Origin of the sequence: Leifsonia sp. NPDC058230 (assembly GCF_042882245.1) — a bacterium.
Lineage (GTDB): Bacteria > Actinomycetota > Actinomycetes > Actinomycetales > Microbacteriaceae > Leifsonia.
Window position 1 is genome coordinate 15,809 of the sequence record NZ_JBHVWM010000001.1, and the last position, 25,148, is coordinate 40,956.

Genomic DNA, 25,148 nt, shown 5'->3' on the forward strand with positions numbered 1-25,148 from the left:
TCTAGCTCGCCGCCCGTGCCATGCGCCGGCCGAAGTGCGATTTGAAGAATCCGGAGATCCTCTGCACGCCGCCCGCGCTCGAGAGGAAGACCGCGATCACGATGACGGCACCCTTGATCACGAGCTGGGGCTCCGAGGAGATGCCCACCAGGTTCATGACGTTGATGATCGTGGCCAGCACGAACACACCGATCACGGCGCTGATCGGGTCGCCCTTGCCACCCATGAGGGAGGCGCCACCGACGACGACCGCTGCGATCGCGTCCAGTTCGTAGCCGACGCCGATGAGCGAGCTGCCCTGGCGGAGCTGGGCGGCCGCGATGAGGCCGGCGAGTCCGGCGAGCAGGCCGGACATCGTGTAGGTGATGAGCAGGTTGCGGGCCACCGGGAGGCCGGAGAGACGTGCCGCTTCCGGGTTGCCGCCGATCGCGTAGAGCGAGCGCCCGAAGGTCGTGAACTTCGCCACGAGGGCCGCGAGGATCATGACGACGAGGAAGATCATCACCGGGTTCTGCAGGCCGAAGCTCGTGCCTCGCGCGAACAGGTCGATGAAGGTCTGGTCGGTGATCTGGATGAGGCTGGTCGACTGGATGATGTAGCTGAAGCCCTTCACCGCGCTCATCATGGCGAGCGTGGCGATGAACGGCGGGATGCGCAGCCACACCACGAGCAGGCCGTTGATCAGTCCTGCGATCCCGCAGCAGAACAGCGTGAACGCCACGGAGAGCCCTGTGGCCATGCCTGCCTGAAGGGTCAGAGCGACGATCACGGTGGACATCGCCAGGATCGACCCGACGGAGAGGTCGATGCCGCCGGTGAGGATCACGAAGAACTGGCCGATCGCGAGCACCGCTACGATCGACGCTGCCGCGATCACGTTCTCCGCGTTCCTCAACGTGAGGAAGTCGGCCGAGACGTAGTAGCCGATCACGATGATGACGACGAGCACCAGCAGCAGGTAGGTCTTCGGCAGGATGCGCTTGACCACACCGCCCCAGGTCGAGCGCGGTTGCGAGGCTGCGGACTCGCCGGTGGGCTTCACCGGCTCTTTGAGAGTGTTGTTCGACATTGTCTTTCCCGTCAGTGGGTTTCAGTCAGTGGGTTTCGTCTAGGGGTTTTCGAAGGGCCGGCTCAGGCGAGCAGCTGCAGGATCCGCTGACCCTGCGGGTCGATCTCGTCGTGGTCGAATTCGGCGACCACTCGGCCGCGGGCCATCACCAGAACGCGGTCGCACATCATCGCCTCGGAGATCTCGGAGCTCGCGATGATCACGGTTCCCCCTGAACGGGCGAAGTCACGGATGAGCTCGTACATGTCCTCCTTGGCGCCGACATCCACGCCGCGGGTCGGCTCATCGCAGATGAGCAGGCGGGAGGAGCGCACCAGCCAGCGGGCGAGGATGCCTTTCTGCTGTGTTCCGCCGCTCAGCGTCTTCATCGGCTGGTTGACGCTGGAGACCTTCATCCCGAGTTTCGTCACCATGTCTTGCGCCGCACGCTTCTCGCGCTTGCCGTCGATCACGGCCAGCCGGCTGAACATGGGCATGCTTGCCAGAGTGATGTTGCCGGCGACGCCCATCTCGGGGATGAAGCCCTGCGCCTTGCGGTCCTGCGGCAGGAGACCGATCCCGCGCCGGATGGCGTCGCGGGGCGAGTTGAAGGTGACGGACTTGTCGTCGATGAGGAGTTGCCCGTCCGTCCTTTTGCGAGCGCCGGCGAGCAGACTCGCCAGCTCGGATTGTCCCGAGCCGATCAGACCGGCGATGCCGAGCACCTCGCCCTGATACAGATCGAAGTCGATCTCGGACACCCGGTCGTTCTCGCCGAGCCCACGAGCGGACATCAGGATCGTGTCGGTGCGACCTGCGCCGAGACGGGGGCTGCGTTCGCCACGGAGGGCGGCATCCGCGATCGAGCCCTCGAGGCTCTTGCCGACCATCGCTGTCACGACGTCGGCCGGCTTCGTCTCTGCTGTGGTCAGGTCGGCGGCGGTGACGCCGTCGCGCAGCACGGTGACTGCGTCGCACAAGCTGTAGAGCTCGTCCATTCGGTGCGAGATGTAGAGGAGGGTGACGCCTTCGGCAGCGAGGCGGCGCAGAACCGTGAAGAGGCGCTCGACGTCGGGCAGTGGGAGCGTGGAGGTGGGCTCGTCGAGCAGCAGCACGCGCGCATCCTTGTGCAGCGCCTTGGCAAGCTCGACGGCCTGCTGTTCGGCGACGGAGAAGCTCGAGACCGGCTGACGCACGTCCAGGTCGAAGCCGACGCGGGCGAGTGACTCCCGAGACTTGGCCTGCATCTCAGCCCAGTTGACGACGCTTCCCTTGTTGGGAAGGGTGCCGAGGAAGATGTTCTCGGCGACCGAGAGCGACGGCACGAGGCTCAGCTCCTGGTAGATGGTGTGGATGCCTGCGGCCTGCGCATCGGTCGGCTCGCGGAACTTCATGACCTCGCCGCCCAGGCGGATGGTGCCGCCGTCGGGTGTCTCCGCCCCGGAGAGGATCTTGACCAGCGTCGACTTGCCGGCTCCGTTCTGTCCGGCGAGGGCGTGGATGCTCCCTCGCTTGACCGAGAAGCTCACCCCCTTGAGCGCCTGCACACCGAGGTAGCCCTTGGTGATGCCTTCGAGCTGAAGCTCGTCCATTAGTTCCTCTGCACTTCCTCGTGACTTGTGTCGTATCAAAGTGGCCGCTGCGCCCGAACCGATGACATCGGGCGCAGCGACTCCTGGTGGTACCCGCGGGTGCCTAGTCGTTGGCCCGCACGTACGTGTCTTCGGGCTTGTAGTACTCCTTGGCGTTCTCCGGCGTGACGACGGTGGTCTTGATGAAGACCTCCTTGTCAGGGCACGCCGACTTGTCGTTGTTGTAGGCGGCGACGGCCATCTTGACTGCGGCGACACCCTGGTCCCACGGCTGGTTCGAAGCGGTGGCCTGGAGGGGACCGGTCGGGTTGTCGACCATCTCCTTGACGGCGTTCATTCCTCCGTCGTACCCGGCGACGATGATGCCGTCGCCCCAGACGCCCGCCTGCTGGAGGCCCTGCTCGATGCCGCCCTCCATCACGTCGCTCATGCTGTAGACGAGCTTGAGGTCGGGGTTCGCCGTCGCGACGTCGCGGATCGGGGCGAGAGCCTTGTCGGGTTTCCACTCGCCGTACTTCGTCTCGAGCTTCTTGGTCGTGATCCCGGGGTAGTCCTTCATCACGTTCTCGTAGCCCTTGAGGAAGCCGTTGTAGCGCAGGTCGCTGATGACGTCACCGGGGAAGCCGCCGATGCCGACGACCTTGATCTCGCCGGTCTCCCCGAACTTCGCGACGGCCTTCTTCGCCGCGACCTCGCCTGCGAGAGACCCGGTGTATCCCTGGTCTTCGGCGACATAGCAGTACATGTCTTTGACCAGCGACGGGTCGAGGTTCGAGTTGACGGTGACGAGGGGAACCTTGGCGTTCTGCAAGGCGGCGACCGACGCACCGACGCCGATCGGGTCGTTCGGGTTCATGATCACGACGTCGACGTTCTTCGTGATGAGCGTCTGCACGTCGGCGTTCTGCCGGACGGTGTCGCCGTTCGCATCGAGGAGCTGGATCGTCGCGCCCAGCTTCTTGGCTTCGGACTGGCCGCCCTCGACGAGGGTCTTCCACCAGTCACTGCCGCTGATGCCGCGCTGGCTCCAACCGATGACGAGACCCTCGCCGGTCTTCTTGGCTGCGTCGTTCGCGGCAGCCTGGCCGTCGGTTCCGCCGCGCGCGCATCCGGTGAAGACGAGCGCTGTCGCCGCTGCGATGACTGCGACCTTGACGATGGACCGGGTACGGGTGTGTTTTGTGGTGCTGCTGGGACTGATCATTTTTCCACTTCCTTGTGAGGTGATCGGTGCTGGGTACAGCTAATTGGTGCAGGTGGCGCTAGGTGGTGCGGATCGTGCCGGTGCAGCAGCTGCTGCGAGCAGCGGCACCCCGGGCCGGGAAAGGGCCGGTTTGGCCCCGGGGTGCCGCCACATCCGTGGGGCTCAGTCGAGCGGGGTGAAGACCCCGCGCTCCTCGAGCAGCTTGATGTTGCGGGCGCGGGTCTCACGCTCGCGAGCCAGCCAACCTTCCCCGGGAGGGGCGTCGAGGTACTGGTTCTTCGGGTAGATGGGCTTCTCGTAGATCGCTGCGTACTGCTCGGTGCGCAGGTCCTTGAAGCCGTTGAAGACCCCGTTCGCCTGTCGGTCGCGGCGCAGGGCGTCGATGTCGATCGTCGTGCTGACGAAGGTGTCGCCGGCGGTGACGCCGGGCGTCTCGGTGATGATCTTGCCGCGCTGGTTGACGATCATCGAGCGGCCGCCGAAGAGGTCGTTGATGACGCCGTCCGGGCCGAGCTCCGGCCCGAGGTTCGGCGCGACCACGATCGCGTTGTTGAACAGGGCGTGCGCCTTGTTCTGCACCTCCCACATGCCCTGCGAGGTCTGCGGCTCGATGAGGGTCGCGCGGATGATGATCTCAGCGCCGTTCATGGCCAGTCCGCGAGCGATCTCGGGGTAGGCGCCCTCGTGGCAGATCACGTAGCCGATGTTGCCGATGTCGGGCGTCTTGGCGACGGGGTAGATGGCGTCCATCGCGTTGCCACCGCCCTTCTTCTCGACCCACTCGTCCCACAGGTCGTGCGGGTTGGTGGTGCCGAGGGTTCCTCCCTCGAAGCCGTCGCTCGTCGCCTTGGCACGGCGGTAGATCACGTCGCCGTTCGGGTCGATCATGAACGCGCAGTTGAAGTAGCGGTCGGGGAAGTCGTCGTCGGCGACGAGGTACAGCTCGCCGGCGATGTAGGTGTTCAGTTCACGAGCGGCCTTGCCGAGCTCGTCGGTCTCGGGGCCGGGGATGGTGCGGGCGAACTTCTTCTCCGCCTCGCGGTTGCCGGCGGTGAAGGCCATGTGCATACCCTGGATCGCCATCTCGGGGATGACGACCAGCTTGACCGGGTGGCCTTCGGTCGCTGCCACGCCGACCGCCGTCTTCATGAAGCCGATGATGCGCTTGGTGTTCTTCAGCGCGTCTTCCGGCTCGACGATCGGGATCTGCAGCGGCGAGAGCGCTACGACTGTGTACGGCTCAGTCACGTCCAACTCCTTCGTTGATTGGGGTTCGTGATTGGCCATGTTAGCGCACTATCAGCGACTGTCAAATGCCCGCTTCTCCCTGCGCCACGGAGGTCAACTCATCCCGAGCTCGCTTGGGATCGACGAGTTGGTCGAGTTAAATCGCTGGTAGAGGGCTATTTATGAAACCGTTGAAACGCGCCCTTAGGCAACTGGGAACGCCCGTGAGATTCACAGGTGATTGAGTGAGCGCACTCACAAACGTGCTTGGAACTCAGCGCAGGGTGCCTCGCAGGGCAGCCCGAGCCCGGATGGCGACATGCATGTTGAGCCGGGACTCCGGGTCGCCGATGTCGCGGCCGCTCACCTCGCGGATTCGGCCGAGGCGATACCGTAGGGTGCTCCGGTGGATGATCAGCGCATTCGCGGCGCGATCGTAGTTGCCGCCGGAATCCAGATAGACGCCGAGCGTGCGCACGAGATCGGAGCGGTGATCCCGGTCGTGGTCGAGCAGGGCACCGAGCCACTCGTTCACGTACCGTTCGAGGGCGGCCCCGTCGTCGGAGGTGTCCAGGATGCGGAGCAGCCCGAGGTCGTCGTGGTTCGAGGTTCCGTACGGCCGATGCGACTCGACCCGGATCTGCAGGGCGCGGCCGGCCTCGGCGAAGGAGTGGGCGAGGTCTTCGGCGATGCAGCTCCCGCCGACGCCGATCGCGCCCCGCGTGCTGCCGACGGCGGCGGACAGCCTGCCGAACAGACCTGAGAGATCGTGGCCGTCGGCGACCACCGCGAGCATCGCATCCGGTCGCCGCGAGATCAAAGTGGGCACGCGCATGACCGCGAGTTCGTGGCGCATCGCAGCGCCGATGTCGACCCCGTGCGGCGTCGGGTGCTCCCACCCGACGAGCACCACGCGCAGAGAACCACTGAGATCGAAGTGGAGAGCCTCGGCACGAGCGAGTGCATCGATGACTTCCGTGCCCGAGACGAGGTCGTCAGCGAGGTCGCGGCCCAAGCGGATCTCGACCTCCGCGATGTCGCGGTGGTGAGCGAGTTCGACGGCGATCATCGCGCTCGCATACTCGACGGCGAATCGATCGTCGCCGCTCCTGTCGTCATCATGATCGTAGATACCGATGACACCGAGAGTCTCTCCGCGGGAACGGATCAGCGTCGACCGCCAATCGGTGCTCAATAGCCCCGCTGGGGAGAGATCGATGTCGGGCACGAGCATGCTCGACGGCGCCAGGTGGCCGCCGACTCCGATGAACGCGCGCTCGTTGCCGAAGGAGTCCTGCAACACGATCGATCGTCGAGTGAGAGCGCTCAACGTCTCGACGATCTGCGCCTCACCGTTGCCGGTTCCGGCTGCGGCGACGATGGAATCGCGGATCTTCTGGTGCGCGTTCAGATGCACGATCGTCGCCGCCATCGTGCGGTTCGAGCCCGCCTGCGCTTCTCCCAGCCGGCGGAGTTCGCCGGCAAGTCGGCGCTCGCGGTCGACGAGTTCGGCCGTGGCCAGCGCCGCACCGGTGGGCTCCGCCAGCGCATGGAGGAGGAGCATCGCCTCGCTCGAGGGTTCCGTCGCAGCCTCGAGCACAAAAGCTCCCTTGACCTTGCCGGTCCCACGGAAGAAGAGGGCATACCGCCAGACGGCGCCGTCCTCCAAGACGCCGCTCTTTCCCGCGCACGCCTCCACCAAGAGGTCGAGGCGACGGTTCGCTCGGCCCGAATAGCGGACAAGCCCGTCCCCGTCGGCGACGTAGACGGCGGGCACAACACACCCGGCGATCGCCTTGGCAGAGGCGCCCGCGAGACGCAAAGTCTCGCGAACTGTCGGGTGCTCGAACATCTTCGCGCCCACCCTGAACAGGCCGTACAGACTCGACTGCGCTTCAGCGTAGAGGTCGGCCTGAGCGACAAAATCCGGATCGCTCAATGCGCACATGGTGGAGGACTCTCCTGACCTCACGCTAGCCGCTTTCGATTGACCCCGACAGTGCAACGTCGGAGGATTCTTTCACCCTGTCGGGTCGAAGAATCCGGCTGGTCGTGGTCGCACACTCGAACTACGCGACGACACCACGAAAGGGAGCGTCTCATGGCCAAAGCAGTCGGCATCGACCTCGGCACCACGAATTCGGTGATCGCCGTATGGGAGGGGGGCGAAGCGAAAGTCATCCCGAATGCGGAGGGCGCTCGCACGACTCCGTCCGTCGTCGCGTTCACCGACACCGGTGAACGGCTCGTCGGGCAGCTCGCCCGACGGCAGGCGATCCTGAACCCCAAGGGCACCATCTCGTCGGCCAAACGCTTCATCGGGCGCAACTTCGACGAGGTCGCCGAGGAGGCGAAGGCGGTCGGATTCGACATCGCGCCCGGTCCGAACGGCGAAGCCAGGTTCACGGTCCGCGGAAAGCTGTATGCGCCCGAGGAGATCAGCGCGCTGGTGCTGCGCAAACTCGTCGATGACGCCGGCAAGTTCCTGGGTGAGAAGGTCACCGAGGCGGTCATCACCGTCCCGGCGTACTTCAACGACGCTCAGCGGACGGCGACGAAGGATGCCGGCCGCATCGCCGGCCTCGACGTGCTGCGCATCATCAACGAGCCGACCGCGGCGGCTCTCGCATACGGGTTGGACAAGCGGGAGCACGAGACCGTGCTCGTCTTCGACCTCGGCGGCGGCACCTTCGATGTAAGCCTGCTCGACGTGGGCGACGGCGTCGTGGAGGTGCGCTCAACCGCGGGCGACACCCACCTCGGCGGGGACGACTTCGACCGTCGCATCGTCGACTACCTCGCCGACGAGTTCCAGAAAGAGAACGGCATCGACCTTCGGAACGACCCGCAGGCCCTCCAGCGTCTGTTCGAGGCGGCCGAGAAGGCCAAAGTCGAGCTCAGCACCGTGAGCCAGACCCAGGTCAGCCTGCCGTTCATCACGGCGGATGCCGCCGGTCCGAAGCACCTGACGACCACGCTCAAGCGTGCCACGTTCGAGAACATCACCGCCGACCTCGTCGAGCGTTGCCTCGGCCCTGTCCGCCAGGCGATGGAGGACGCGAAGGTCTCCGAGAACGACATCGACGAGGTCATCCTGGTGGGCGGTTCGACGAGGATCCCGGCCGTGCAGAACCTCGTCAAACGACTCACCGGGGGCAAAGACCCGAACATGACCGTGAACCCGGATGAGGTGGTCGCCATCGGGGCGGCCATCCAGGCGGGCGTTTTGAAAGGTGAAGTCAGCGACGTGCTCTTGCTCGACGTGACCCCGCTCTCGCTGGGTGTCGAGACGCGCGGTGGCGTGATGACGAAGATCATCGAACGCAACACCACCATTCCGGCGCGCCGAAGCGAAGTGTTCTCCACCGCTCAGGACAACCAGGATTCCGTCGAGATCGTGGTCCTGCAGGGCGAGCGCGAACGAGCCGCCGACAACCGCGTCCTGGGCCGATTCACCCTGACCGGTATCCGGCCGGCGCCGCGCGGCGAGCCGCAGGTCGAGGTCACCTTCGACATCGATGCGAACGGCATCCTCAATGTGACCGCACGCGACAAGGACACTGGTGCCGAGCAGGGGATCACGATCAGCGGTACCACGAATCTCGATCAGGCCGAGATCGAGCGCATGGTGCAAGAAGCCGAGCAGCACCGCACCGAAGACCAGCGTCTGCGCGAAGACATCGATGCCCGGAACGAGCTGGACGCCGCCGCATACCGGGTCGAGCGCACCCTGTCCGAGCACGGCGAATCCGTGCCACAACATGAGCGCGCCCGCGCCGAGATGCTGATCGGGCAGGCGAGAGAGGCCGTCGGGCGAGAGGTCTCCGCATCCGAGGCCCGCGAACTGACAAGCGAACTTCAGCAAGTCGAGGCCGCCCTGTCCGTCGCTCGCGCCGACCAGGCGTCGTCATCAGAGAGCTCCGCCGATTCCGGCGATTCCGACGACGTCGTGGACGCCGAGTTCGATCGCAACTGAGGAGCCTCGGGACATGGAACACCCGGATGCGCGCAGCACCGAACCCGACGAGGATCTCGCTTCCCGAGAGCCTGTCGACCCGGAGGAGAAGCCGTCCCCAGCGCCGCCGAACGAGCTGGAACTCCGTCTTGCGGAAGTCGAGGATCGCTGGCATCGGGCGGCGGCAGATCTGGACAACACCCGGAAGAGGGCTGCCCGCGAACTCGCGCTGGCCCGGGATGCGGAGCGGGCTCGTGCCGCGTCCGTCTTCCTCCCCGTCGTGGACGGACTCCAGGATGCGGTCAGCTACGCCAAGCAAGTGAACGAAGGTCTCGCCGAGGGGATGGAATCGATCCGGGAACAGGCCGTCGGTGCGCTCGAGCGCCTCGGCTACCCTCGCATCGACGAGGTGGGTGTGCCGTTCGATCCGCGCATCCACGAGGTCCTGTCGGTCGTCGAGAGGGGTGACGTGCCGCCGCGGACAGTCGTTGCAGTCGCTCGCCTGGGATTCGGGACCCCCGAGCGACTGCTGCGGCCCGCCGGCGTCGTGGTCACTGCGGCGGGAGAGTGACGCCGTGGCCGACGACTACTATCAGCTGCTCGGCGTCCCGCGGTCGGCCGACGCCAAGGAGATCCAGCGCGCCTACCGCAAACTGGCTCGCAAGTACCACCCGGATGTGAACAAAGAGCGCGGCGCCGAAGACAAGTTCAAGCAGATCAGCGAGGCGTACCACGTGCTGTCCGACCCGGACTCGCGAGCCCAGTACGACCGCTTCGGGCCGGACTTCCGTCAATACGCCGGGGCCGAGCGCGAGTACGCCTCCCAGACCCGCGGCGGTGGTGCCGGCGCCGGCCGCACCAGAGCACGCCCGGGTCCGTCCGGGTTCAGCTGGTCGAGCGCGCAGAGCGGTGCCGGTCCGGGCGGCGCTTCCGTCGACTGGGAAGACCTCTTCGGCGACGTCTTCGGCTCGAGCCGCGGCATGAACAGCGAGGTCGAACTCGAACTGACTGTCGAGGAGGCCTTCAGCGGCGGTCCGCGAACGATCGTGCTCTCCGGCCCAGACGGTGACCGGCAGACGTTCGATATACAGGTCCCGCCCGGCGTTCTCGACGGTCAGCGCATCCGCGTGGCCGGTGGCGGAAGTGCTGGGAGGCAGAACGGAGGGGCCGGAGATCTGATCATCACCTTCAGAGTCCGCCCCGACCGGCGCCTGCGGCTGGACGGCAAGAACATCGAGATGGACCTGCCTGTCTCTCCCTGGGAGGCCGCCCTCGGTGCGAGCGTTTCGACACGAGCGCCGGGCGGTCCGATCACGGTGCGGGTTCCGCCCGGTTCGTCCAGCGGCCGCAGACTGCGACTCAAGGGCCAAGGGATGCCGCAGTCGGGCGGAAAGCCCGGCGACCTGTTCGCGAGGGTCAAGATCATGGTTCCCCCGCACCTCACCGATCGTGAGCGTGAGCTCTTCGAGCAGCTGCAGCGCGAATCCTCCTTCACCCCGAGGTCGTCATCATGAGTTCTCCTCTGCTCCCCGTGGTCCCGGTCCGTCTCGACCTCGAGATGGTCGCTGCCGCATCCGGTGTCCACCCCGAGTTGCTTCAACGGTTCGTCGAACTCGGGCTCGTTCCTGCCAGCGTCGACGGTACGGGTCGGTTGTGGTTCACCCCTGCCGCGCCCGAACTGGTACGCCGCATCGTTCGATTGCACGCCGACCTTTCACTCAACTACACCGCCGTCGCCCTCGTCATCGATCTGCTCGCGCGGATCGACGTGCTCGAGAGCCGGCGGTGGGTGATCCGCTCGGGAAAGGAGACTCCCTCATGGAGATGAACAAGCTGACCCAGAAGTCCCAGGAAGCCCTGCAGGAAGCGCAGAGCATCGCGAGCCGCAACGGGCAGACGGAGACCGAGAACGAGCACCTGCTGCTCGCTTTGCTCACTCAAGAGGGCGGGCTGATTCCGCGACTGCTCGAGGCGGCCGGCGTCGATCTGACCGTGCTGCTCAACGAGGTACAGCACGCGATCGAGCGCAAGCCGAGCACGACCGGCCCGGGCGCGACTCCCGGGCAGGTGTTCCTCTCGAAGACCCTGGCAGCGACTCTCGATCGCGCCGAGCGGGAGGCGACACGCCTCAAGGACTCCTACGTTTCGGTCGAGCATCTGCTGCTCGGGCTTGCCGACGACCCATCGGGCAGCGCCGCCGCGCGCCTCCTGCAGAGCAACGGCGTGACACGGGAGACATTCCTCAAGGCGCTCACCGCCGTTCGGGGCAACCAGCACGTCAACTCGGCGACACCCGAGCAGACTTACGAGGCATTGGAGAAGTACGGCCGCGACCTCGTGGCCGACGCGCGCTCGGGCAGGCTCGACCCGGTCATCGGCCGTGACACCGAGATTCGTCGTGTCATCCAGATCCTGTCGCGCAAGACGAAGAACAACCCGGTCCTGATCGGCGAGCCCGGTGTCGGCAAGACGGCCATCGTCGAGGGTCTCGCCCAACGGATCGTACGCACCGACGTGCCGGAGGGACTCCGCGACAAGACGATCTTCCAGCTCGACCTCGCAGCCCTTGTCGCCGGCGCCAAGTACCGCGGCGAATTCGAGGAGCGGATGAAGGCGGTGCTTGCCGAAGTCACCGCCTCCGATGGGCGCATCCTCCTGTTCATCGACGAACTCCACACGCTCGTCGGCGCCGGGGCGACCGAAGGCGCCATGGATGCGGGCAACATGCTGAAGCCCATGCTCGCGCGTGGCGAGCTGCACCTCATCGGCGCGACGACGCTGGACGAATATCGCCAGCACATCGAGAAGGACGCCGCTCTCGAGCGCCGCTTCCAGACCGTGATGGTGGAGGAGCCGAGTGTCGAAGACGCCATCTCGATCCTCCGCGGTCTGCGCGAACGCCTCGAGGTCTTCCACGGGGTGCGCATCCAGGACAACGCACTCGTGGCGGCAGCAACCCTCTCGCACCGGTACATCACCGATCGGTTCCTGCCCGACAAGGCCATCGACCTCGTCGACGAGGCCTGTGCCCGGCTGCGCACCGAGATCGACTCGATGCCGGCCGAGCTCGACGAGCTGACCCGCCGGGTGACCCGCCTCGAGATCGAGGAGGCCGCGCTCGAGAAGGAGACGGACAAGCCGAGCCGCATCCGCCTCGACGAACTGCGACGCGAACTCGCCGATCTGAAAGCCGACGCCGATGCGAAACGCGCCCAATGGGAAGCCGAGCGCCAAGCGATCCGGAAAGTGCAGGAGCTGCGCAGCGAACTCGAGAAGGTACGGCGTGAGGCCGAGGACGCCGAGCGGAGCTACGACCTCAACCGTGCCGCCGAGCTGCGTTACGGCAAGCTCGCCGAACTCGAACGCCAGCTCTCTGCCGAAGAGCAGCGACTCCAATCGAAGCAGGGCCAGCAGAGTCTGCTGCGCGAAGTCGTGACCGATGAAGAGATCGCCGAGATCGTCGCCGCCTGGACGGGCATTCCCGTTGCACGCCTTCAGGAGGGCGAACGCGAGAAGGTGCTGAAGCTCGACGAGATCCTGCACGAGCGGGTCGTCGGGCAAGAGGAAGCCGTGCGACTGGTCACCGACGCGATAATCCGCGCCCGGTCGGGCATCCGCGACCCTCGACGTCCGATCGGCTCCTTCATCTTTCTCGGCCCGACGGGGGTCGGCAAGACGGAGCTCGCGAAAGCCTTGGCCAGCGCCCTGTTCGACAGCGAGTCCGCGATGATCCGCCTCGACATGAGCGAATACCAGGAGCGGCACACGGTCAGCAGGCTCGTCGGCGCCCCTCCGGGATACGTCGGCTACGACGAGGGCGGCCAGCTCACGGAGGCCGTGCGGCGGCGACCGTACTGCGTCGTGCTCTTCGACGAGATCGAGAAGGCGCATCCGGACGTCTTCAACACTCTGCTGCAGGTGCTCGACGACGGCCGCATCACCGACAGCCAGGGTCGCACAGTCGACTTTCGCAACACCATCGTCATCATGACCTCCAACATCGGGGCCGAGCACCTGCTCACAAGTGCGCGTGACAGCAGCGGAGGCATCCCCGAAGACGTGCGTGACCTGGTGCTCGCTGAGTTGCGCGGCCGCTTCCGCCCGGAGTTCCTCAACCGCGTCGACGACATCATCGTCTTCGCCCCACTCGGCCTGGAGCAGATCGAGTCGATCGTCGAACTGCTGATGGACGACCTCCGCCGCCGCCTCGCGGAACGGCAGATCACGCTCGAACTGACTCCCGAGGCACGGCACCTGATTGCCGAGCGTGGCTACGATCCGCTCTACGGCGCACGGCCGCTGCGCCGGTACATCTCACACGACATCGAGACCCGCCTCGGCAGGGCCCTTCTGTCCGGAGCCGTGACCGAGGGTGCCACCGTGCGCATCGACGTGAGAGACGACGACCTCGTCGTCGATGTGGTGCACGTGCCCTCCGAGGCCGATTCAGACGCCGAGGTGGCGGTATGACGACGCCCACGGCCGCGCCCACGGCCACCACGATCACCCGCTGTCCGAATTGCGGCCACAAGAACCGCGTGCCCGTCGTGGCCAGCGGACGTCCGCGCTGCGGCAACTGTCACAAGGCGCTTCCTTGGATCGTCGACGCTCTCGACGACACCTTCGCGGAGATCGCCGAGAAGGCGGACCCGCCGGTGATCGTCGACATGTGGGCGACCTGGTGCGGCCCCTGCCGCATGGTCAGCCCGGTGCTGGAGCGACTGGCGACCGAGAGGGCGGGCGACGTGAAGCTCGTCAAGGTGGATGTCGACCGAGCGCCCCACCTGTCCTCGCGGTTCTCAGTGCAGGCCGTGCCGACGCTGCTCATCATGCACCACGGCAAGGTCGTCGCGCGGCAGGCCGGCGCTGCCCCCGTCGAGGTGTTGCGCCGCTGGTTCGACGACGCGATGGCGAAGGATGCGCGCGACGAGAAGAAGGCCGGCTCGGGCCCCGAGCAAGGACGCGCTTCATGACCGACCGTCCCGACCCGCATGTCAGCTACGTTCGGCAGGTGGCCCCGCGCACTCCCGGCGTTTGCGAGGATTGCATAGCCCTTGGGACGCCGTGGGTACACCTGCGGTTGTGTCTGACGTGCGGCAAGGTCGGCTGTTGCGATTCCTCGCCGATGAGGCACGCGCGAGCGCATGCGCTGCGCGACATGCATCCGATCGTTCGCTCCCTCGAGCCGGGGGAGAGCTGGCGTTGGTGTTATTTCGACGAGGACTACGTCTGATGGGCGGTGCCGGGTCAACGAGTCTCGCCGCAGAGACCCCCGACACGCTCGGTGCGTTCCCGCGGCTCACCCCGCTGCAGTTGCAGACGCTGAGCGGGGTGGGGACGACCGCACCCGTCTCCGAGGGTCAGGTGCTCGCGCGCGCGGGCGAGCCCCTCGGCTCGTTCTTCGTCGTGATCGCGGGCCGGGTCATGGTCCACGACGGCGAGCCGAGCCCGCCAGGCGGTCAGGACGCCGGCCGCGATGAGCCAGGCGGTGCAGGTGCACAGGTCGAGATCCACGGTCCCGGCCGCTTCGTCGGCGACATCGGCCTGCTCGAAGGGCAGCCGTCCTTCTCCACGATCGCCGCGCTGGAAAGGGGCGAGGTGCTCGAGGTACCGCTCGCGCAGTTGGAACGGATCGTGACCGGAGACCCGCTGATCGGCGACGTCATCCTGCGCGCGTATCTGATCCGCCGGTCGATGGCGATCGGCTACGGCAGCGGGCTGCGCATCATCGGGTCACGCTTCTCACCCGACACGCGTCGGCTACTCGACTTCGCCGCTCGCAACCGCGTGCCGCACAGGCTGCTCGACTTGGACCACGATCCCGCGGCTGAAGCCATCGTGCGACGAATCGGCCTGGACGTCACAGATGTCCCGGTGGTCATCGTCGCCGGCTCGCGCATCCTGCGGAATCCGTCCATCGTCGAGGTCTCGGATGCGCTGGCCCTGCGGAGAAGCCGGCCTCCGGCGACCACCGATGTGTTGGTCGTCGGCGCCGGGCCGGCGGGTCTGGCCGCCACTGTCTACGCCGCCTCGGATGGACTATCGGTGGTTCTCTCCGACGCGGTTGCAACCGGCGGCCAGGCCGCACGCTCGGCTCGAATCGAGAACTATCTCGGATTCCCCTCCGGGATCTCCGGTGCGGAACTCGCCGAACGCGCCAACCTCCAGGTCGCCAAGTTCGGCGCCACCCTCTTCGCACCGTCTACTGCGCAGGACCTCAGCTTCGAGGAGGGTGCGCTCGAGGTCCGCTTCTCGGACGGAACGAGTGTCTCGCCTCGGGCGGTGGTGGTCGCATCCGGAATGGAGTACAACCGCCTGTCGGCCGAGAATCTCGATCGCTTCGAGTACACCAGCGTGTACTACGCCGCCACGATCAACGAGGCGCGCGAGTGCGGCACCGAACCGGTCGTCGTGGTAGGCGGCGGAAATTCGGCAGGGCAGGCGGCCGTCTTCCTGGCGGGGACCGCCTCGCACGTGCACTTGATCGTGCGGGGGACGGACCTGAATGCAAGCATGTCACGGTATCTGATCGTCCAGGTGGAGAGTCATCCCCGCATCAGTGTGCACCTGCAATCGGTGGTGGTGCAGGCGAACGGCACAGCTCAGCTCGAGTCGGTCATCGTCGAGCACCTGACGTCCGGCGCTCGGGAAGAAGTCGCCACCGCCTTCCTCTTCGTGTTCGTCGGGGCGACCCCGGCAACGTCGTGGCTCGGATCGGGTATCGAACGCGATGAACGAGGCTACCTCATCACCGGAACCCGTTCGACGCCCGGCTCACGTCGGCAACCGCTTGAGACCTCGGTGCCCGGGGTGTTCGCCGTCGGCGACGCCCGCAGCGGGTCGGTGAAACGCATCTCGGCGGCGATCGGGGAGGGCGCCAGCGTCATCAAAATGGTGCACGATCACCTCGAGACCGGAGGCTGCCGACTCTGAACGCCGCGCGCGACGTCACCTCGTCGAGGGAGGCACGCGTGCCGCACGCAATGTGTCGGACGGGCGCTCGGCGAACTCCCTGCGGTAGGCCGCCGCGAACCTCCCGAGATGAACGAAACCCCAGCGCGCGGCCACCTGCGTCACGCTGATCGTGCCCGGTGCGGCCGTCGCCAGTTCCTCACGTACCTTCTCGAGCCTGAGGCGGCGCAGGTATGCCATCGGCGTGGTGTCCAGCGACCGGCGGAAGCCCTCTTGCAGGCTGCGCACGCTCTGCGACACCTCCGCCGCCAATTCGGCCACGGTCCACGGATGCGCGGGGCTGCCGCGCAGAAGCTCCACCGCCTGCGAGACGGGCCGCGCCCCTGCGGCCGGCGAGGGGACGGCCAGCGCGGCCGAATGGTTGTGCGGCTGCGCGAACAACAGGCTGTGCATCAGAACCTGCTCCAGCCGCTGCATCGCCAGCGGGTGCGCGAGCGGTCCGCCCTTCTGGTCCGAAGCCTCGTCGATCACCCGCATGGTCTGCATAATCATCTGCCCTGCGGGTGTCGTCAGATCCAGTTCGGCGCTGAATTCGAGCGCGCGGGTGAGTTTCGCGCCGAGCAGGTTCTCCAGTTCGAGCTGCAGCTGGTCACGAGGGATCATCAGGGAGAGCTGCGCGAACCGCTCCCCGCAGTCGAGCTCGACCGGTCGCCCGGGCATGAAGACTGCAGCCGTCCGCTGCGTTCCGTGCACCAGCGGCCCGAGGTCTGCTCGCATCCTCGCGCGGCCGCCCATAGGGATGTCGATGTGGTAGTTCTCGGGCTCCGCCGTCTCGATGCGCACAGCATCCCGAAACCGCATGTAGCCGCATGTGAGCCGACCCACCCTCAAGGCGTTGAGTTCCATGTCGACGATGCTCGAGGCCCGCGCCGAGGGGAAGTCGACGGGTAGGAAGAATTCGCTGAGTGCCTGCCGGGCCTCGTCGACGCCGCGGCATGATGCGACACGGCGGCTCCCGAACATCTCGCCAGTGTCTAAGTGCATGCCGCGATTCTAAGCGTCGTTAGTTAGTGCACGAATCGCTCCTCGCGCAGATCGGACACTCCTCAGCGCTGGCCGGATATCGGGCACCACGCTCCCGCTCATAGCCTGAAAAGCACCGTCGAGCTCCCCGGCTCGACGATCCACGGTGGCCCTGCCCTTCGGGTGGGGAGGGCCACCGTGTGCCCGGCGAAGGCAGCTCCTTGACCCGACGTATCCAAGCCAGGGGTCGTGTCCAGTGAACGAGTCGAACATCCCGACAAGACCGAGATGGTGCCCGCAGTGCGGCTACCGCGCCCGCATCGTCGTCAATCCCTATTACGGCGTAGGTCTGGCAGTCCACCGACATCTGTCCAGTTGCAGACGCTGTGGCTTTGTCGAATTCCTCCCGCCGACGCCGCACGACCGTGAAAAGGATGATCCGATCGAGCCACAGCGAGCGCCATCACGCTGGCGTCGGGCGCGAGGCAGCGTCTTGCGGTTTCTCCTGTCAGGGAGATGACATGCGCGCTTCTTCACAGCGTGTTGTCCGATGGGCCAGGACCAATCGGGTCGCACTATGCGTTCTTCTCGTCTTCGTCGTGCTGTCGATGGCCATGCTGGGAATCGTCCTTTGCCGGTAGCGGACTAACGGCCCTGACGCTTCTTGAACGGTTTCGGCTGCCCCTTCACGGCAGGGGCGCGACCCTTGCCCTTCGAGGCTTTGGCTTTGCCGCCGGCCGGGACGACAGGCTTCTCGACCGGGGCAGGGGCGGCAGCGATCTCGTCCCGTGCCGTGGCAAGAAAGAGGTCTCCGGCCTTGGTCAGCCGGGTTCCGGTGGAATCACGAACGAAGAGTGGAGATCCCACTTCGTCTTCAAGCTTCGAGATCGACGAGTAGAGAGCAGCGAGAGGGATGTTGAGCGTGCGCGCCGCGCGCGGAAAATGCAGCTCCTCGGCCACGGCGACAAAACGAACGAGCAGGGTGATATTCACAAAGGGCCTTTCACGAGCAGACGCGGACTCTGCGCCCCTCGAAGGCAACGATGTCGCCAGGCTGCAGCTGCCGTCCGCGGCGGCGATCAACCTCGCCATTCACGGTCACGAAGCCGTCGATGATGGCCTCTTTCACGTTTCCACCGGACTCGAGGAGTCCGGCGAATTTCAGGAACTGCCCGAGGCGAATCATCTCACCACCGATCGGGACGTCGTCGATCGGAGCCTGGTTCCTCATTCCCGAATGCTAGCCCACCAGGTGCGGCCTCGAGCGTCAGAGGATGATGGACCCATGCCCGCCGCTCACCGTCCCGGCCTTCGGGTCGACTCCGGACTCACCATCCCCGAGTCCGAGCTGTCTTGGCGGTTCTCGCGGTCATCCGGTCCCGGCGGGCAGGGTGTGAACACTGCCGATTCTCGAGCGGAACTCGTGTGGGATGTGGCGGGTTCCGCCGTTCTCTCGGCGTCCCAACGCGAGCGACTCCTCGAGCGTCTGAGCAATCGCATTGTCGACGGAGTGCTGACGATCGCGGCATCCGAGCACCGCGCCCAATTGCGCAACAGGGAAGCTGCGCGCGCTCGGCTGGCCGAAATCGTGGGCGACGCCCTCCTGCCGCCGCCACCGTCGCGAAGACCGACGAGGCCGAGTCGCGGTGCCAAGCAACGGCGTTTGGAGGCGAAGAAGCGGCGCACCGACGTGAAACGGCTGCGCCGCCCTCCTGACGACTGACACAACGAACGTTATTCGTACAAACCTTCGAAACTGTGGTGAAATGAAGACATCAACCCGGACGCAGGAGGTCACCCGATGAGCATCGCCCACGCATCTGACATCGTCTCGGTCTGGACCGAACGCGGCCGGCCCACTCGCATCGTTTGGCGCGGGGCCCGCTACGTGGTGACCGACAACCCAACTCCCCTGACGAAACCGGCCATCCATGACGCCATCACGCATCCCCTGTTGCGGGTGGAGGGTTGGCGCTTCCAAGGGGCATCCGTCAGCGACGGCGATGTCCGGATGTTCGACGTCCGCGAGCTCGCGGACGGCCGGTGGGAACTGCTCGCCACGTACCGCTGATCGCATCCGTCCCGGTCGCCCTGCTCGTCGACTCCGTGTTCTGCGGGTTCGCCCGTGTCATCGCCGTTCAGCTGAGCTGAACGCGGTGACTAGAGCGGACCGAGGACGTCGGCCGGGTCAGCGGACAGGCGCAGGGAGCTCAGCGGCTCGAGGATCTCGCGCTCCTCGTAGCGGAAATGCGACTCCATGATCGCGCTGATGCCGTCGAGGTGTCCCCGGATCGCGGCTGTGTCCTCCTGCCGTTCCGCGGCGGTGCGCAGGGCGCCGAGCAGCTGACTGAGCATCGAATGGTCCTGCATGAGTTTCTCGATCGCCGGGGCGAGTTCGGGATGCTCCGCAGCGAGAGCGGGGAACAGCGCCGCGTCTTCGCTCCGATGGTGCCCATCGAGGGCGACACAGAACCCTGTGCAGTACAGCAGGAGATCCGAGGCGGCATCCGGGGCAGCGGTTCCGGCAGCCACAGCTTCCTGCGTCACGGCGAGCGCCTCACGCAGCCGAGAATGAACTCCACGAAGCTCCGCGTCCCAGGCGATCAGACGGTCGGAATCCACCGTCACAGTCTAGGTACCTGGATGTCCCCACCCGTTGACGCGGTGCCGCCTACTCGAGGCGGCGCTCCTCGGCCTCCTCCAGGCGCTCCTTCTCCTCGTCCTTGCGCTCCTGCTCCTTCTGAATGGCTTCCTCGCGGGGAGTCTTGTTCGTCATGGCCGCTCCTTCATTCGTCGGACTCGCGATGATGAGAGTCAAGCTACTCTCTCCGGCCGAGCGGAGCATCCGCTCGCAGACCGCGCTTCAGGCGAGCGTCAGGATGCCCAGGTCGACCGCCTCGCGCGCGATCGTCTTGTAGCCTTCCGCGGCGAAGAACACCGTGATGCGGTCGGGCAGGGCACTCACGACCACTCCCGAGCCCCAGACGTGATGCGTGACGCGCGTCTCCGGGGTGAACGGATCGTCGGCGCCGTCGGCGGAGTTCAGCTCGTAGGCCGTTCCGCTCGCGCACGTGTCGCAGTTGCCGCACGGTTGCGGTAGCTCCTCGCCGAAGTAGGCGAGCAGGAACTGGCGGCGGCATCGCCTGGTCTCGGCGTACGCGCGCATCATCGCGAGCCTCGATCGCTCGATGTGCTCCTGCTGCTCCGACGAGTGCGACGTGAAGTAGTTGCGCAAGGCCAGGTCCTCGACTCGGTAGTGGAGGGTGGCTCGCGCCGGCTCGTCGTCGCGGCCCGCGCGGCCGATCTCCTGGTAGTAGCTCTCGAGGGAATCGGTGATGGCGGCGTGGACGACGAAACGCACGTCGGGTTTGTCGATGCCCATCCCGAATGCGCTGGTCGCGACGACCACGTCGGTCAGGTCCTGATGGAAATCGTCGTAAGCGACCTTGCGGGCCGCGGAACCCAGCCCTGCGTGGTAGGCGACGGCCGTCACCGCGTGCCCGGTCAGGTCATCCGCGTACCGCTCCGCGTCGTGGCGGGTCGAGACGTACAGCAGGCCGGGTTTCGCGAGCCCCGCGATTTCGGCGACGACAGCGGTGCGTTTCTCCTGGTCGTCTTCGTGCCGAACGACTTCGAGGCGCAAGTTCGGCCGGTCGAACCCACTGCCCAGGATGCGCGGCTCACGCATGCCCAGCTTGTCGACGATCTCGTCGCGCACCGGCGGCGATCCCGTCGCCGTCAGCGCGAGCACGACCGGATGGCCCAACTTCTCGATCGCCGAACCCAGGTGCAGGTACTCGGGCCGGAAGTCGTGGCCCCACGACGACACGCTGTGGGCTTCGTCGACGACGAACAAGCTCACCCCGAGCGGCTGCAGGCGCTCGATGACGTCGTCTTTGGCCAGCTGCTCGGGCGAGAGGAAGAGGTACGTCGCGGTGCCGTCAGCGATGCGCGACCAGGCACGCTCGTTCTTCCGCTGGCCCTGGTTCGAATTCACCGCGACCCCACTCGGGGCATTCGGCCGTTCTGCCAGCCCCTCGATCTGGTCGAGCTGCAGCGCGATCAGGGGCGACACCACGATCGCAGGACCGTCGAGCATCGCGCCCGCGACCTGGTAGATCGCGGACTTGCCGTGTCCGGTCGGCATGACCGCGAGCGTGTCGGTGCCCGCGATCACGCCGGCGATCGCTTCGCCCTGGCCTGCGCGCAATTCGGTCCACCCGAACAGTTCGCGCGCGACCGACGCGACATCGGATGCGTGGCCCATGCCGGTCTCCCTCTCGGCCGCCGGCTCCTCGGTCCGGCTCGCCGCCTACGAACCAAACTAGGGCGTGCCGTAACTCGGCGCATCCGCCATCGGTTAGCGGGAGTGAGGAGACTGCATATCGGGTTCCAGGCTTTAGGTGGAACCGTCGCCGAGGCTCACCTCGACCGACGAGCGTGTGCCCCACGTTCCGCTGCGCAGGGTCGCGAGCGAATAGAGGCGCAGCCAGATCAGGAACACGATGTGCATCACTCCATAGAGCGGCGCGATGAGGAAGCCGACGAACGTGTCGGTGCGGGACTGTCTGACGCCGGTCATGTCCAAGTAGCGCACAGAACGCGCGAAGCTCAGCAGCGCTATGTAGAGCAGGTACGGGATCAAGAGGTGAGCTCCCGTCGTTATGGGAGCGATGATGAGGGCGAAGACGATCGCCGTCGAGAAGATCGCCCAGGTGAAGAGCTCGAGCGCCGTGAGCCAGAACGCCGGCTTTGCGAGCGGCATCGATCTGAGGACCCACAGGGACTCCCGCAGGAATGACTTGTTCCAGCGGACCTGCTGGCGCACGTAATGGCCGAACGCTCGGGCACGGCGGTGTAGGCGATCGCGTTCGACTGGAACAGCGCCTTGCCCTCGAGGAGCCCGTAGTTGGTGAGCCGACGGTCGTCGCCGAAGATCGCCGGCTGGCCGAGAAACGTCTGCGTGAGAAAGTCGTGCGAGTACTTGCGCATAACTTCGGTGCGATACACGGCAAGCGAGCCGCAAGCGCACAGCACGGAACCGAGGGCGGAGTACGCCGCGCGCTCGAACAGAAAGGCGTTTGCATAACGGAGATCGATGAGCCTTGTGAGGATGTTGGTCCGGTAGTTGAGCGCAAGCACAAGGCCCGTCACCACCTTCACCTCATCGTCCAAGAACGGAGGCAGGATCCGTTCGAGCGCGTGCTGGTCGAGCACCGTATCCGAATCGACGCAGAGCAAGAGGTCTGCGTCGGGCTGGCGTTCGAGGCACGCGATCAGGCCCTCGCGTTTGCCCAGATTGTCGGCGAACCGCACGACCTCCATCCGGATGCCCGCGTCGGCGAACCTCGGAATCCAGGTCTCCGCCTCGATGACGGACCGGTCGTCGCTCGATCCGTCGTCGACGACGACGAGCGAGGCGACCGAGCGCGTCTGCTCGAGGATGGAGCCGAGGCACGCCCGGAGCATCGCCGGATCTTCGTTGTACATCGGGATCGCCACCCCGACTCCGATTCCCGCGAGACGCTCCCGGTGAATCGCAGTTCGTGCGGCTATCGGACGCTGACTCCACGAGAGAACGAGCTTCACGGCCAGCAGTCCCATGACCGCCGCGCCGTACCAATTCGGTCCTCCGTTCAGCCACCAGAGGTAAGCGAAGGCGGTCGCGAGCGCCGCGAACGCGACGGCCCCCGCTACTCTCACTGGTGCGTGGAGCGACGGCGCGAACCGCGGCGCGTCAAACGCATGATCGTGACGCCGACCGCCATCGCCGCGACGCTGGCAGCGGCGAGCCACCACAGGTCGACAACGGCGGTACCGAGAACGACAGCGCCCAATCCAGTCATAGCGAGTGTTTCGTCGTACATATGGAAGCTTCCCTTCGAGCGCGCGGAGATCGAATGATCTTCACACTGGGACAGGATCAGGCAGGGCCGATCTGATAACGCGTTCGACCACATATGACACGAGCGACTTCCGCTTCTACCCTGACCGCCGAGTGGGGGTGAGAACGCCGGCCGCGTCGATCTGGGGCGCCGTGTCCGGAAAATCGCGCTGGCTGAATTCGTCCATCAACCGGGCGGCCCGGCTGTCGGGGTCAGGCCGTGGCCTGCCGTCCTGATAGTCGAAGATGACCGAGCGCAGTGCGCCCCTCACGAAGCCGCCATCGGAGCGGAGGCTCACATCGAGATAGGCGCCGTACCGGGTGGACTGCTCCGCGCCGAAGACGCCGCCGCCGCCGAAATTGCCAAGGCTGTAGGCGATGAGCCGTCCCTTGTAGAACTCCGTTCCTCGCAACGAGTGCGGGCCGTGGCCGATCACGAGGTCCGCACCGGCATCGACCGCCGCATGGGAGAACGCCATGACATCGCCTCGATTCTCGCCGTACATCCGCTCCACGCCAGAGGTGACGACGTTCGCATCCGGTCCTTCTGCGCCCATGTGCGAGTGCACAACCACCAGGTCAGCGGATGCGGCTGCCGCCCTCACCAGGTTCCGGACGTGCCGCAGGTCAGTCACCCGGTTGGTGCCTTGGTACGGAGCGAATCCGATCACGGCCACTGTCGTGTCGCCGATCCGCGTACAGACGATCTCGTTCCGATCGCCCACCGTCCGGATGTCGTTCGCGGCGAGATTCGACCGGGTGTTCGCGTAACCGGCGGCACCGAAGTCATTGGTGTGGTTGTTCGCCAGATTGAGCAGGTCGAACCCGGCGAAGTACTGCGCGGTTTCCGGATCACTGCGAAACGCCAGGCAGTCAGTGTCGGCTCCGCATTTGTCATAACCGGTGTCTTCGGTGATCGCCTGCTCGAGGTTTCCGGTCACCACGTCCTGTGTGAACCACGGACGGACCGCCTCGAAATGGTCGGCCCCGCCGTCGTCAGGGACTCCGTGGCCGATGTCGTGGATCAGGAGATCGCCGGTCGCGCCGATGCTGACCTGCCCGGGCAGGTCGGCGGGCTGACTGCGGAAGTCGGGCGCGCATCCGGGAATCGCGATCGCGCGTGCGGCGACGATTCCACTCGCGGCCAGCAGCATCACCGCGACGCCTGCCCGCCAAGGCGCGCGGCGGAGCACGGCACCCGAGGCGACCGACCGGCGTGTGCGAGACGGCACGGGCCGCCGTGGCAGATCGAAGAGCCAGGAGGCGCCGTCGCGAGCCAGGAGACGGTCCAGCAGCAGAGACACCGCGACGAGGAGGGCGGAAAGCACTACGGGCAGCATGACAGCGGCGACGAGCTGCACTCCCACGCGGGCGTCGGACAGCCATTGGACAAGGACGAGGTCGCAGATGGCGAGCAGTGGCATGTGAATCAGGTAGATCGGCAGGCTGCGGCGTCCCAACCACGCCAACCCCGCTCCAACCCTCCACATCCGCGAGATCGTCCTCGCTGCTGCCAGCCCTGTTGCGACCCCGACCACGGACACGAGCGGCCAAACGCCCGGTAGCGTCTCGGTGCCCGTGAGGCGCATCGCCCCGAAGACGACCAGATACCCGGCGATGAGCACCCCTGCGACAGGTAGCGTGACTCGGTTGGCGAAGCGACGGATCTGCGGGGCGAGATGCAGTCCGAGCAGGAAGAACGTGAAGTTGTAGAGCAGCGAGGCCCGATTGCTCACCACATCGACATAGCCGGCCGAGACGACGATCGACAGGACGGCGGCAGCGCTGATGATCAGCCACGGCCGGAAGCGAGACAGCGCCTTGGCGACCAGGAAGTAGAGCGCCAGCGCGTACAGGTACCACGTGTTCGGCGGGCTGATCGTGACGAACTCGACGAACTCGGCGAGGCTCCGCGGAATCAGCGTGGGAAAGTCAGGGAACGCCCACAGGAGGGCCATGTGGATGAGGGACCACAACAGGTACAGGTAGAGGAACCGCAGGATACGCGGGCGGGCGACCGCCGACCAGGGTCGGGTGAGCGCGTTCGCCGCGAAGTAGCCGGATACCAGCAGGAACAGCGGCATCATGAACGGCCAGATCAGGTCGCCGAAGAGCCCCCACGCTCCGGGAATCGGCACGCTGATATGCCAGTCGACCTGCAGGTAACTCTTCATGATGACGTGCCACAGCACCACGAGCAGGATCAGCACACCCTTGAGCGCATCACCCCAACCCTCACGAGTGGCATGGGTTGATGAAGGGTCGGTCATCTTGGATACTCCAGTGTGGACAGCGGTCTGAAC

At 66.1% G+C, this 25,148-nt stretch carries 24 protein-coding genes; 10 read left to right on the plus strand and 14 right to left on the minus strand.

Annotation, left to right across the window (positions count from 1 at the left end; genetic code table 11):
• Position 1: 1 nt before the first annotated feature.
• The 5 genes from ACFVV0_RS00090 to ACFVV0_RS00110 form a co-directional block, all read right to left on the minus strand.
• Positions 2-1,069, minus strand: a complete 1,068-nt coding sequence (locus ACFVV0_RS00090; RefSeq protein WP_387056812.1) for an ABC transporter permease — start codon at positions 1,067-1,069, stop codon at positions 2-4.
• A gap of 62 nt (positions 1,070-1,131) precedes the next feature.
• Positions 1,132-2,640 (minus strand): sugar ABC transporter ATP-binding protein, encoded by a 1,509-nt coding sequence (locus ACFVV0_RS00095; RefSeq protein ID WP_387056815.1) that lies wholly within the window; start codon positions 2,638-2,640, stop codon positions 1,132-1,134.
• A 103-nt stretch (positions 2,641-2,743) separates the two neighbouring features.
• Positions 2,744-3,844, minus strand: coding sequence for a sugar ABC transporter substrate-binding protein (locus ACFVV0_RS00100; RefSeq protein ID WP_387056817.1), 1,101 nt, complete (start codon positions 3,842-3,844; stop codon positions 2,744-2,746).
• Between the two features lie 162 nt (positions 3,845-4,006).
• Positions 4,007-5,092: a nitrilase-related carbon-nitrogen hydrolase gene (locus ACFVV0_RS00105; RefSeq protein WP_387056819.1), complete on the minus strand. Its 1,086-nt coding sequence runs from the start codon at positions 5,090-5,092 to the stop codon at positions 4,007-4,009.
• A 253-nt stretch (positions 5,093-5,345) separates the two neighbouring features.
• On the minus strand, positions 5,346-7,019 hold the full coding sequence (locus tag ACFVV0_RS00110; RefSeq protein ID WP_387056821.1) for a PucR family transcriptional regulator: 1,674 nt from the start codon (positions 7,017-7,019) through the stop codon (positions 5,346-5,348).
• A 153-nt stretch (positions 7,020-7,172) separates the two neighbouring features.
• On the opposite strand from ACFVV0_RS00110, the gene dnaK reads away from it, so the two are divergent.
• From dnaK to ACFVV0_RS00150, 8 genes are read left to right on the plus strand one after another with little or no spacing between them, the layout of a single operon-like run.
• Complete coding sequence (dnaK, locus tag ACFVV0_RS00115) at positions 7,173-9,047, plus strand: molecular chaperone DnaK (RefSeq protein WP_387056823.1); 1,875 nt, start codon at positions 7,173-7,175, stop codon at positions 9,045-9,047.
• 13 nt (positions 9,048-9,060) lie between these two features.
• On the plus strand, positions 9,061-9,597 hold the full coding sequence (locus tag ACFVV0_RS00120; RefSeq protein ID WP_387056825.1) for a nucleotide exchange factor GrpE: 537 nt from the start codon (positions 9,061-9,063) through the stop codon (positions 9,595-9,597).
• 4 nt (positions 9,598-9,601) lie between these two features.
• Complete coding sequence (locus tag ACFVV0_RS00125; RefSeq protein ID WP_387056827.1) at positions 9,602-10,540, plus strand: DnaJ C-terminal domain-containing protein; 939 nt, start codon at positions 9,602-9,604, stop codon at positions 10,538-10,540.
• Positions 10,537-10,854: a chaperone modulator CbpM gene (locus ACFVV0_RS00130; RefSeq protein WP_387056829.1), complete on the plus strand. Its 318-nt coding sequence runs from the start codon at positions 10,537-10,539 to the stop codon at positions 10,852-10,854. The genes ACFVV0_RS00125 and ACFVV0_RS00130 overlap by 4 nt, the downstream gene beginning before the upstream one ends.
• A complete protein-coding gene (gene clpB, locus ACFVV0_RS00135) occupies positions 10,845-13,496 on the plus strand; it encodes an ATP-dependent chaperone ClpB (RefSeq protein ID WP_387056831.1) in 2,652 nt (883 codons plus the stop codon). Before ACFVV0_RS00130 ends, clpB begins: the two co-directional genes overlap by 10 nt.
• Positions 13,493-13,999: a thioredoxin gene (gene trxA, locus ACFVV0_RS00140; RefSeq protein WP_387056833.1), complete on the plus strand. Its 507-nt coding sequence runs from the start codon at positions 13,493-13,495 to the stop codon at positions 13,997-13,999. The genes clpB and trxA overlap by 4 nt, the downstream gene beginning before the upstream one ends.
• On the plus strand, positions 13,996-14,259 hold the full coding sequence (locus ACFVV0_RS00145; protein ID WP_387056835.1) for a UBP-type zinc finger domain-containing protein: 264 nt from the start codon (positions 13,996-13,998) through the stop codon (positions 14,257-14,259). The genes trxA and ACFVV0_RS00145 overlap by 4 nt, the downstream gene beginning before the upstream one ends.
• Positions 14,259-15,959 carry an FAD-dependent oxidoreductase gene (locus ACFVV0_RS00150; RefSeq protein ID WP_387056837.1) on the plus strand — a complete coding sequence of 567 codons (1,701 nt, stop codon included), beginning with the start codon at positions 14,259-14,261 and terminating at the stop codon, positions 15,957-15,959. Before ACFVV0_RS00145 ends, ACFVV0_RS00150 begins: the two co-directional genes overlap by 1 nt.
• Before the next feature lie 15 nt (positions 15,960-15,974).
• On the opposite strand, the gene ACFVV0_RS00155 is transcribed toward ACFVV0_RS00150, so the two are convergent.
• From ACFVV0_RS00155 to ACFVV0_RS00165, 3 genes are all read right to left on the minus strand, one after another.
• Positions 15,975-16,982 carry an AraC family transcriptional regulator gene (locus ACFVV0_RS00155; RefSeq protein WP_387056839.1) on the minus strand — a complete coding sequence of 336 codons (1,008 nt, stop codon included), beginning with the start codon at positions 16,980-16,982 and terminating at the stop codon, positions 15,975-15,977.
• 624 nt (positions 16,983-17,606) lie between these two features.
• Positions 17,607-17,954, minus strand: a complete 348-nt coding sequence (locus ACFVV0_RS00160) for a LysR family transcriptional regulator (protein ID WP_387056841.1) — start codon at positions 17,952-17,954, stop codon at positions 17,607-17,609.
• A 10-nt stretch (positions 17,955-17,964) separates the two neighbouring features.
• Complete coding sequence (locus ACFVV0_RS00165) at positions 17,965-18,192, minus strand: RNA-binding S4 domain-containing protein (protein ID WP_387056843.1); 228 nt, start codon at positions 18,190-18,192, stop codon at positions 17,965-17,967.
• Positions 18,193-18,246: 54 nt separating this feature from the next.
• Between ACFVV0_RS00165 and arfB the strand changes: the two genes are divergently transcribed.
• Both arfB and ACFVV0_RS00175 read left to right on the plus strand, forming a co-directional pair.
• Positions 18,247-18,684 carry an alternative ribosome rescue aminoacyl-tRNA hydrolase ArfB gene (arfB, locus tag ACFVV0_RS00170; protein ID WP_387056846.1) on the plus strand — a complete coding sequence of 146 codons (438 nt, stop codon included), beginning with the start codon at positions 18,247-18,249 and terminating at the stop codon, positions 18,682-18,684.
• A 78-nt stretch (positions 18,685-18,762) separates the two neighbouring features.
• A complete protein-coding gene (locus ACFVV0_RS00175) occupies positions 18,763-19,032 on the plus strand; it encodes a hypothetical protein (RefSeq protein WP_387056848.1) in 270 nt (89 codons plus the stop codon).
• A gap of 89 nt (positions 19,033-19,121) precedes the next feature.
• Here the strand turns inward: ACFVV0_RS00175 and ACFVV0_RS00180 are convergent, their stop codons facing one another.
• From ACFVV0_RS00180 to ACFVV0_RS00205, 6 genes are all read right to left on the minus strand, one after another.
• On the minus strand, positions 19,122-19,583 hold the full coding sequence (locus tag ACFVV0_RS00180) for a hemerythrin domain-containing protein (RefSeq protein WP_387056850.1): 462 nt from the start codon (positions 19,581-19,583) through the stop codon (positions 19,122-19,124).
• Positions 19,584-19,824: 241 nt separating this feature from the next.
• Complete coding sequence (locus tag ACFVV0_RS00185) at positions 19,825-21,228, minus strand: RecQ family ATP-dependent DNA helicase (protein WP_387056852.1); 1,404 nt, start codon at positions 21,226-21,228, stop codon at positions 19,825-19,827.
• A 132-nt stretch (positions 21,229-21,360) separates the two neighbouring features.
• A complete protein-coding gene (locus ACFVV0_RS00190) occupies positions 21,361-21,726 on the minus strand; it encodes a hypothetical protein (protein ID WP_387056854.1) in 366 nt (121 codons plus the stop codon).
• Positions 21,624-22,565 carry a glycosyltransferase gene (locus ACFVV0_RS00195; RefSeq protein WP_387059389.1) on the minus strand — a complete coding sequence of 314 codons (942 nt, stop codon included), beginning with the start codon at positions 22,563-22,565 and terminating at the stop codon, positions 21,624-21,626. The genes ACFVV0_RS00190 and ACFVV0_RS00195 overlap by 103 nt, the downstream gene beginning before the upstream one ends.
• A 95-nt stretch (positions 22,566-22,660) precedes the next feature.
• Positions 22,661-22,807, minus strand: a complete 147-nt coding sequence (locus ACFVV0_RS00200; RefSeq protein WP_387056856.1) for a hypothetical protein — start codon at positions 22,805-22,807, stop codon at positions 22,661-22,663.
• 136 nt (positions 22,808-22,943) lie between these two features.
• Positions 22,944-25,115, minus strand: a complete 2,172-nt coding sequence (locus ACFVV0_RS00205; RefSeq protein WP_387056858.1) for a CapA family protein — start codon at positions 25,113-25,115, stop codon at positions 22,944-22,946.
• Positions 25,116-25,148 lie beyond the last annotated feature (33 nt).

Bases quoted from the DNA above. Each gene is read 5' to 3' on its own strand.
- ACFVV0_RS00090 (WP_387056812.1), bottom strand. From the start codon at position 1,069: ATGTCGAACAACACTCTCAAAGAGCCGGTGAAGCCCACCGGCGAGTCC.
- ACFVV0_RS00095 (WP_387056815.1), bottom strand. From the start codon at position 2,640: ATGGACGAGCTTCAGCTCGAAGGCATCACCAAGGGCTACCTCGGTGTG.
- ACFVV0_RS00100 (WP_387056817.1), bottom strand. From the start codon at position 3,844: ATGATCAGTCCCAGCAGCACCACAAAACACACCCGTACCCGGTCCATC.
- ACFVV0_RS00110 (WP_387056821.1), bottom strand. From the start codon at position 7,019: ATGTGCGCATTGAGCGATCCGGATTTTGTCGCTCAGGCCGACCTCTAC.
- dnaK (WP_387056823.1), top strand. From the start codon at position 7,173: ATGGCCAAAGCAGTCGGCATCGACCTCGGCACCACGAATTCGGTGATC.
- ACFVV0_RS00120 (WP_387056825.1), top strand. From the start codon at position 9,061: ATGGAACACCCGGATGCGCGCAGCACCGAACCCGACGAGGATCTCGCT.
- ACFVV0_RS00130 (WP_387056829.1), top strand. From the start codon at position 10,537: ATGAGTTCTCCTCTGCTCCCCGTGGTCCCGGTCCGTCTCGACCTCGAG.
- clpB (WP_387056831.1), top strand. From the start codon at position 10,845: ATGGAGATGAACAAGCTGACCCAGAAGTCCCAGGAAGCCCTGCAGGAA.
- trxA (WP_387056833.1), top strand. From the start codon at position 13,493: ATGACGACGCCCACGGCCGCGCCCACGGCCACCACGATCACCCGCTGT.
- ACFVV0_RS00145 (WP_387056835.1), top strand. From the start codon at position 13,996: ATGACCGACCGTCCCGACCCGCATGTCAGCTACGTTCGGCAGGTGGCC.
- ACFVV0_RS00150 (WP_387056837.1), top strand. From the start codon at position 14,259: ATGGGCGGTGCCGGGTCAACGAGTCTCGCCGCAGAGACCCCCGACACG.
- ACFVV0_RS00155 (WP_387056839.1), bottom strand. From the start codon at position 16,982: ATGCACTTAGACACTGGCGAGATGTTCGGGAGCCGCCGTGTCGCATCA.
- ACFVV0_RS00165 (WP_387056843.1), bottom strand. From the start codon at position 18,192: ATGAGGAACCAGGCTCCGATCGACGACGTCCCGATCGGTGGTGAGATG.
- arfB (WP_387056846.1), top strand. From the start codon at position 18,247: ATGCCCGCCGCTCACCGTCCCGGCCTTCGGGTCGACTCCGGACTCACC.
- ACFVV0_RS00175 (WP_387056848.1), top strand. From the start codon at position 18,763: ATGAGCATCGCCCACGCATCTGACATCGTCTCGGTCTGGACCGAACGC.
- ACFVV0_RS00185 (WP_387056852.1), bottom strand. From the start codon at position 21,228: ATGGGCCACGCATCCGATGTCGCGTCGGTCGCGCGCGAACTGTTCGGG.
- ACFVV0_RS00190 (WP_387056854.1), bottom strand. From the start codon at position 21,726: ATGCCGCTCGCAAAGCCGGCGTTCTGGCTCACGGCGCTCGAGCTCTTC.
- ACFVV0_RS00195 (WP_387059389.1), bottom strand. From the start codon at position 22,565: ATGGGACTGCTGGCCGTGAAGCTCGTTCTCTCGTGGAGTCAGCGTCCG.
- ACFVV0_RS00200 (WP_387056856.1), bottom strand. From the start codon at position 22,807: ATGACTGGATTGGGCGCTGTCGTTCTCGGTACCGCCGTTGTCGACCTG.
- ACFVV0_RS00205 (WP_387056858.1), bottom strand. From the start codon at position 25,115: ATGACCGACCCTTCATCAACCCATGCCACTCGTGAGGGTTGGGGTGAT.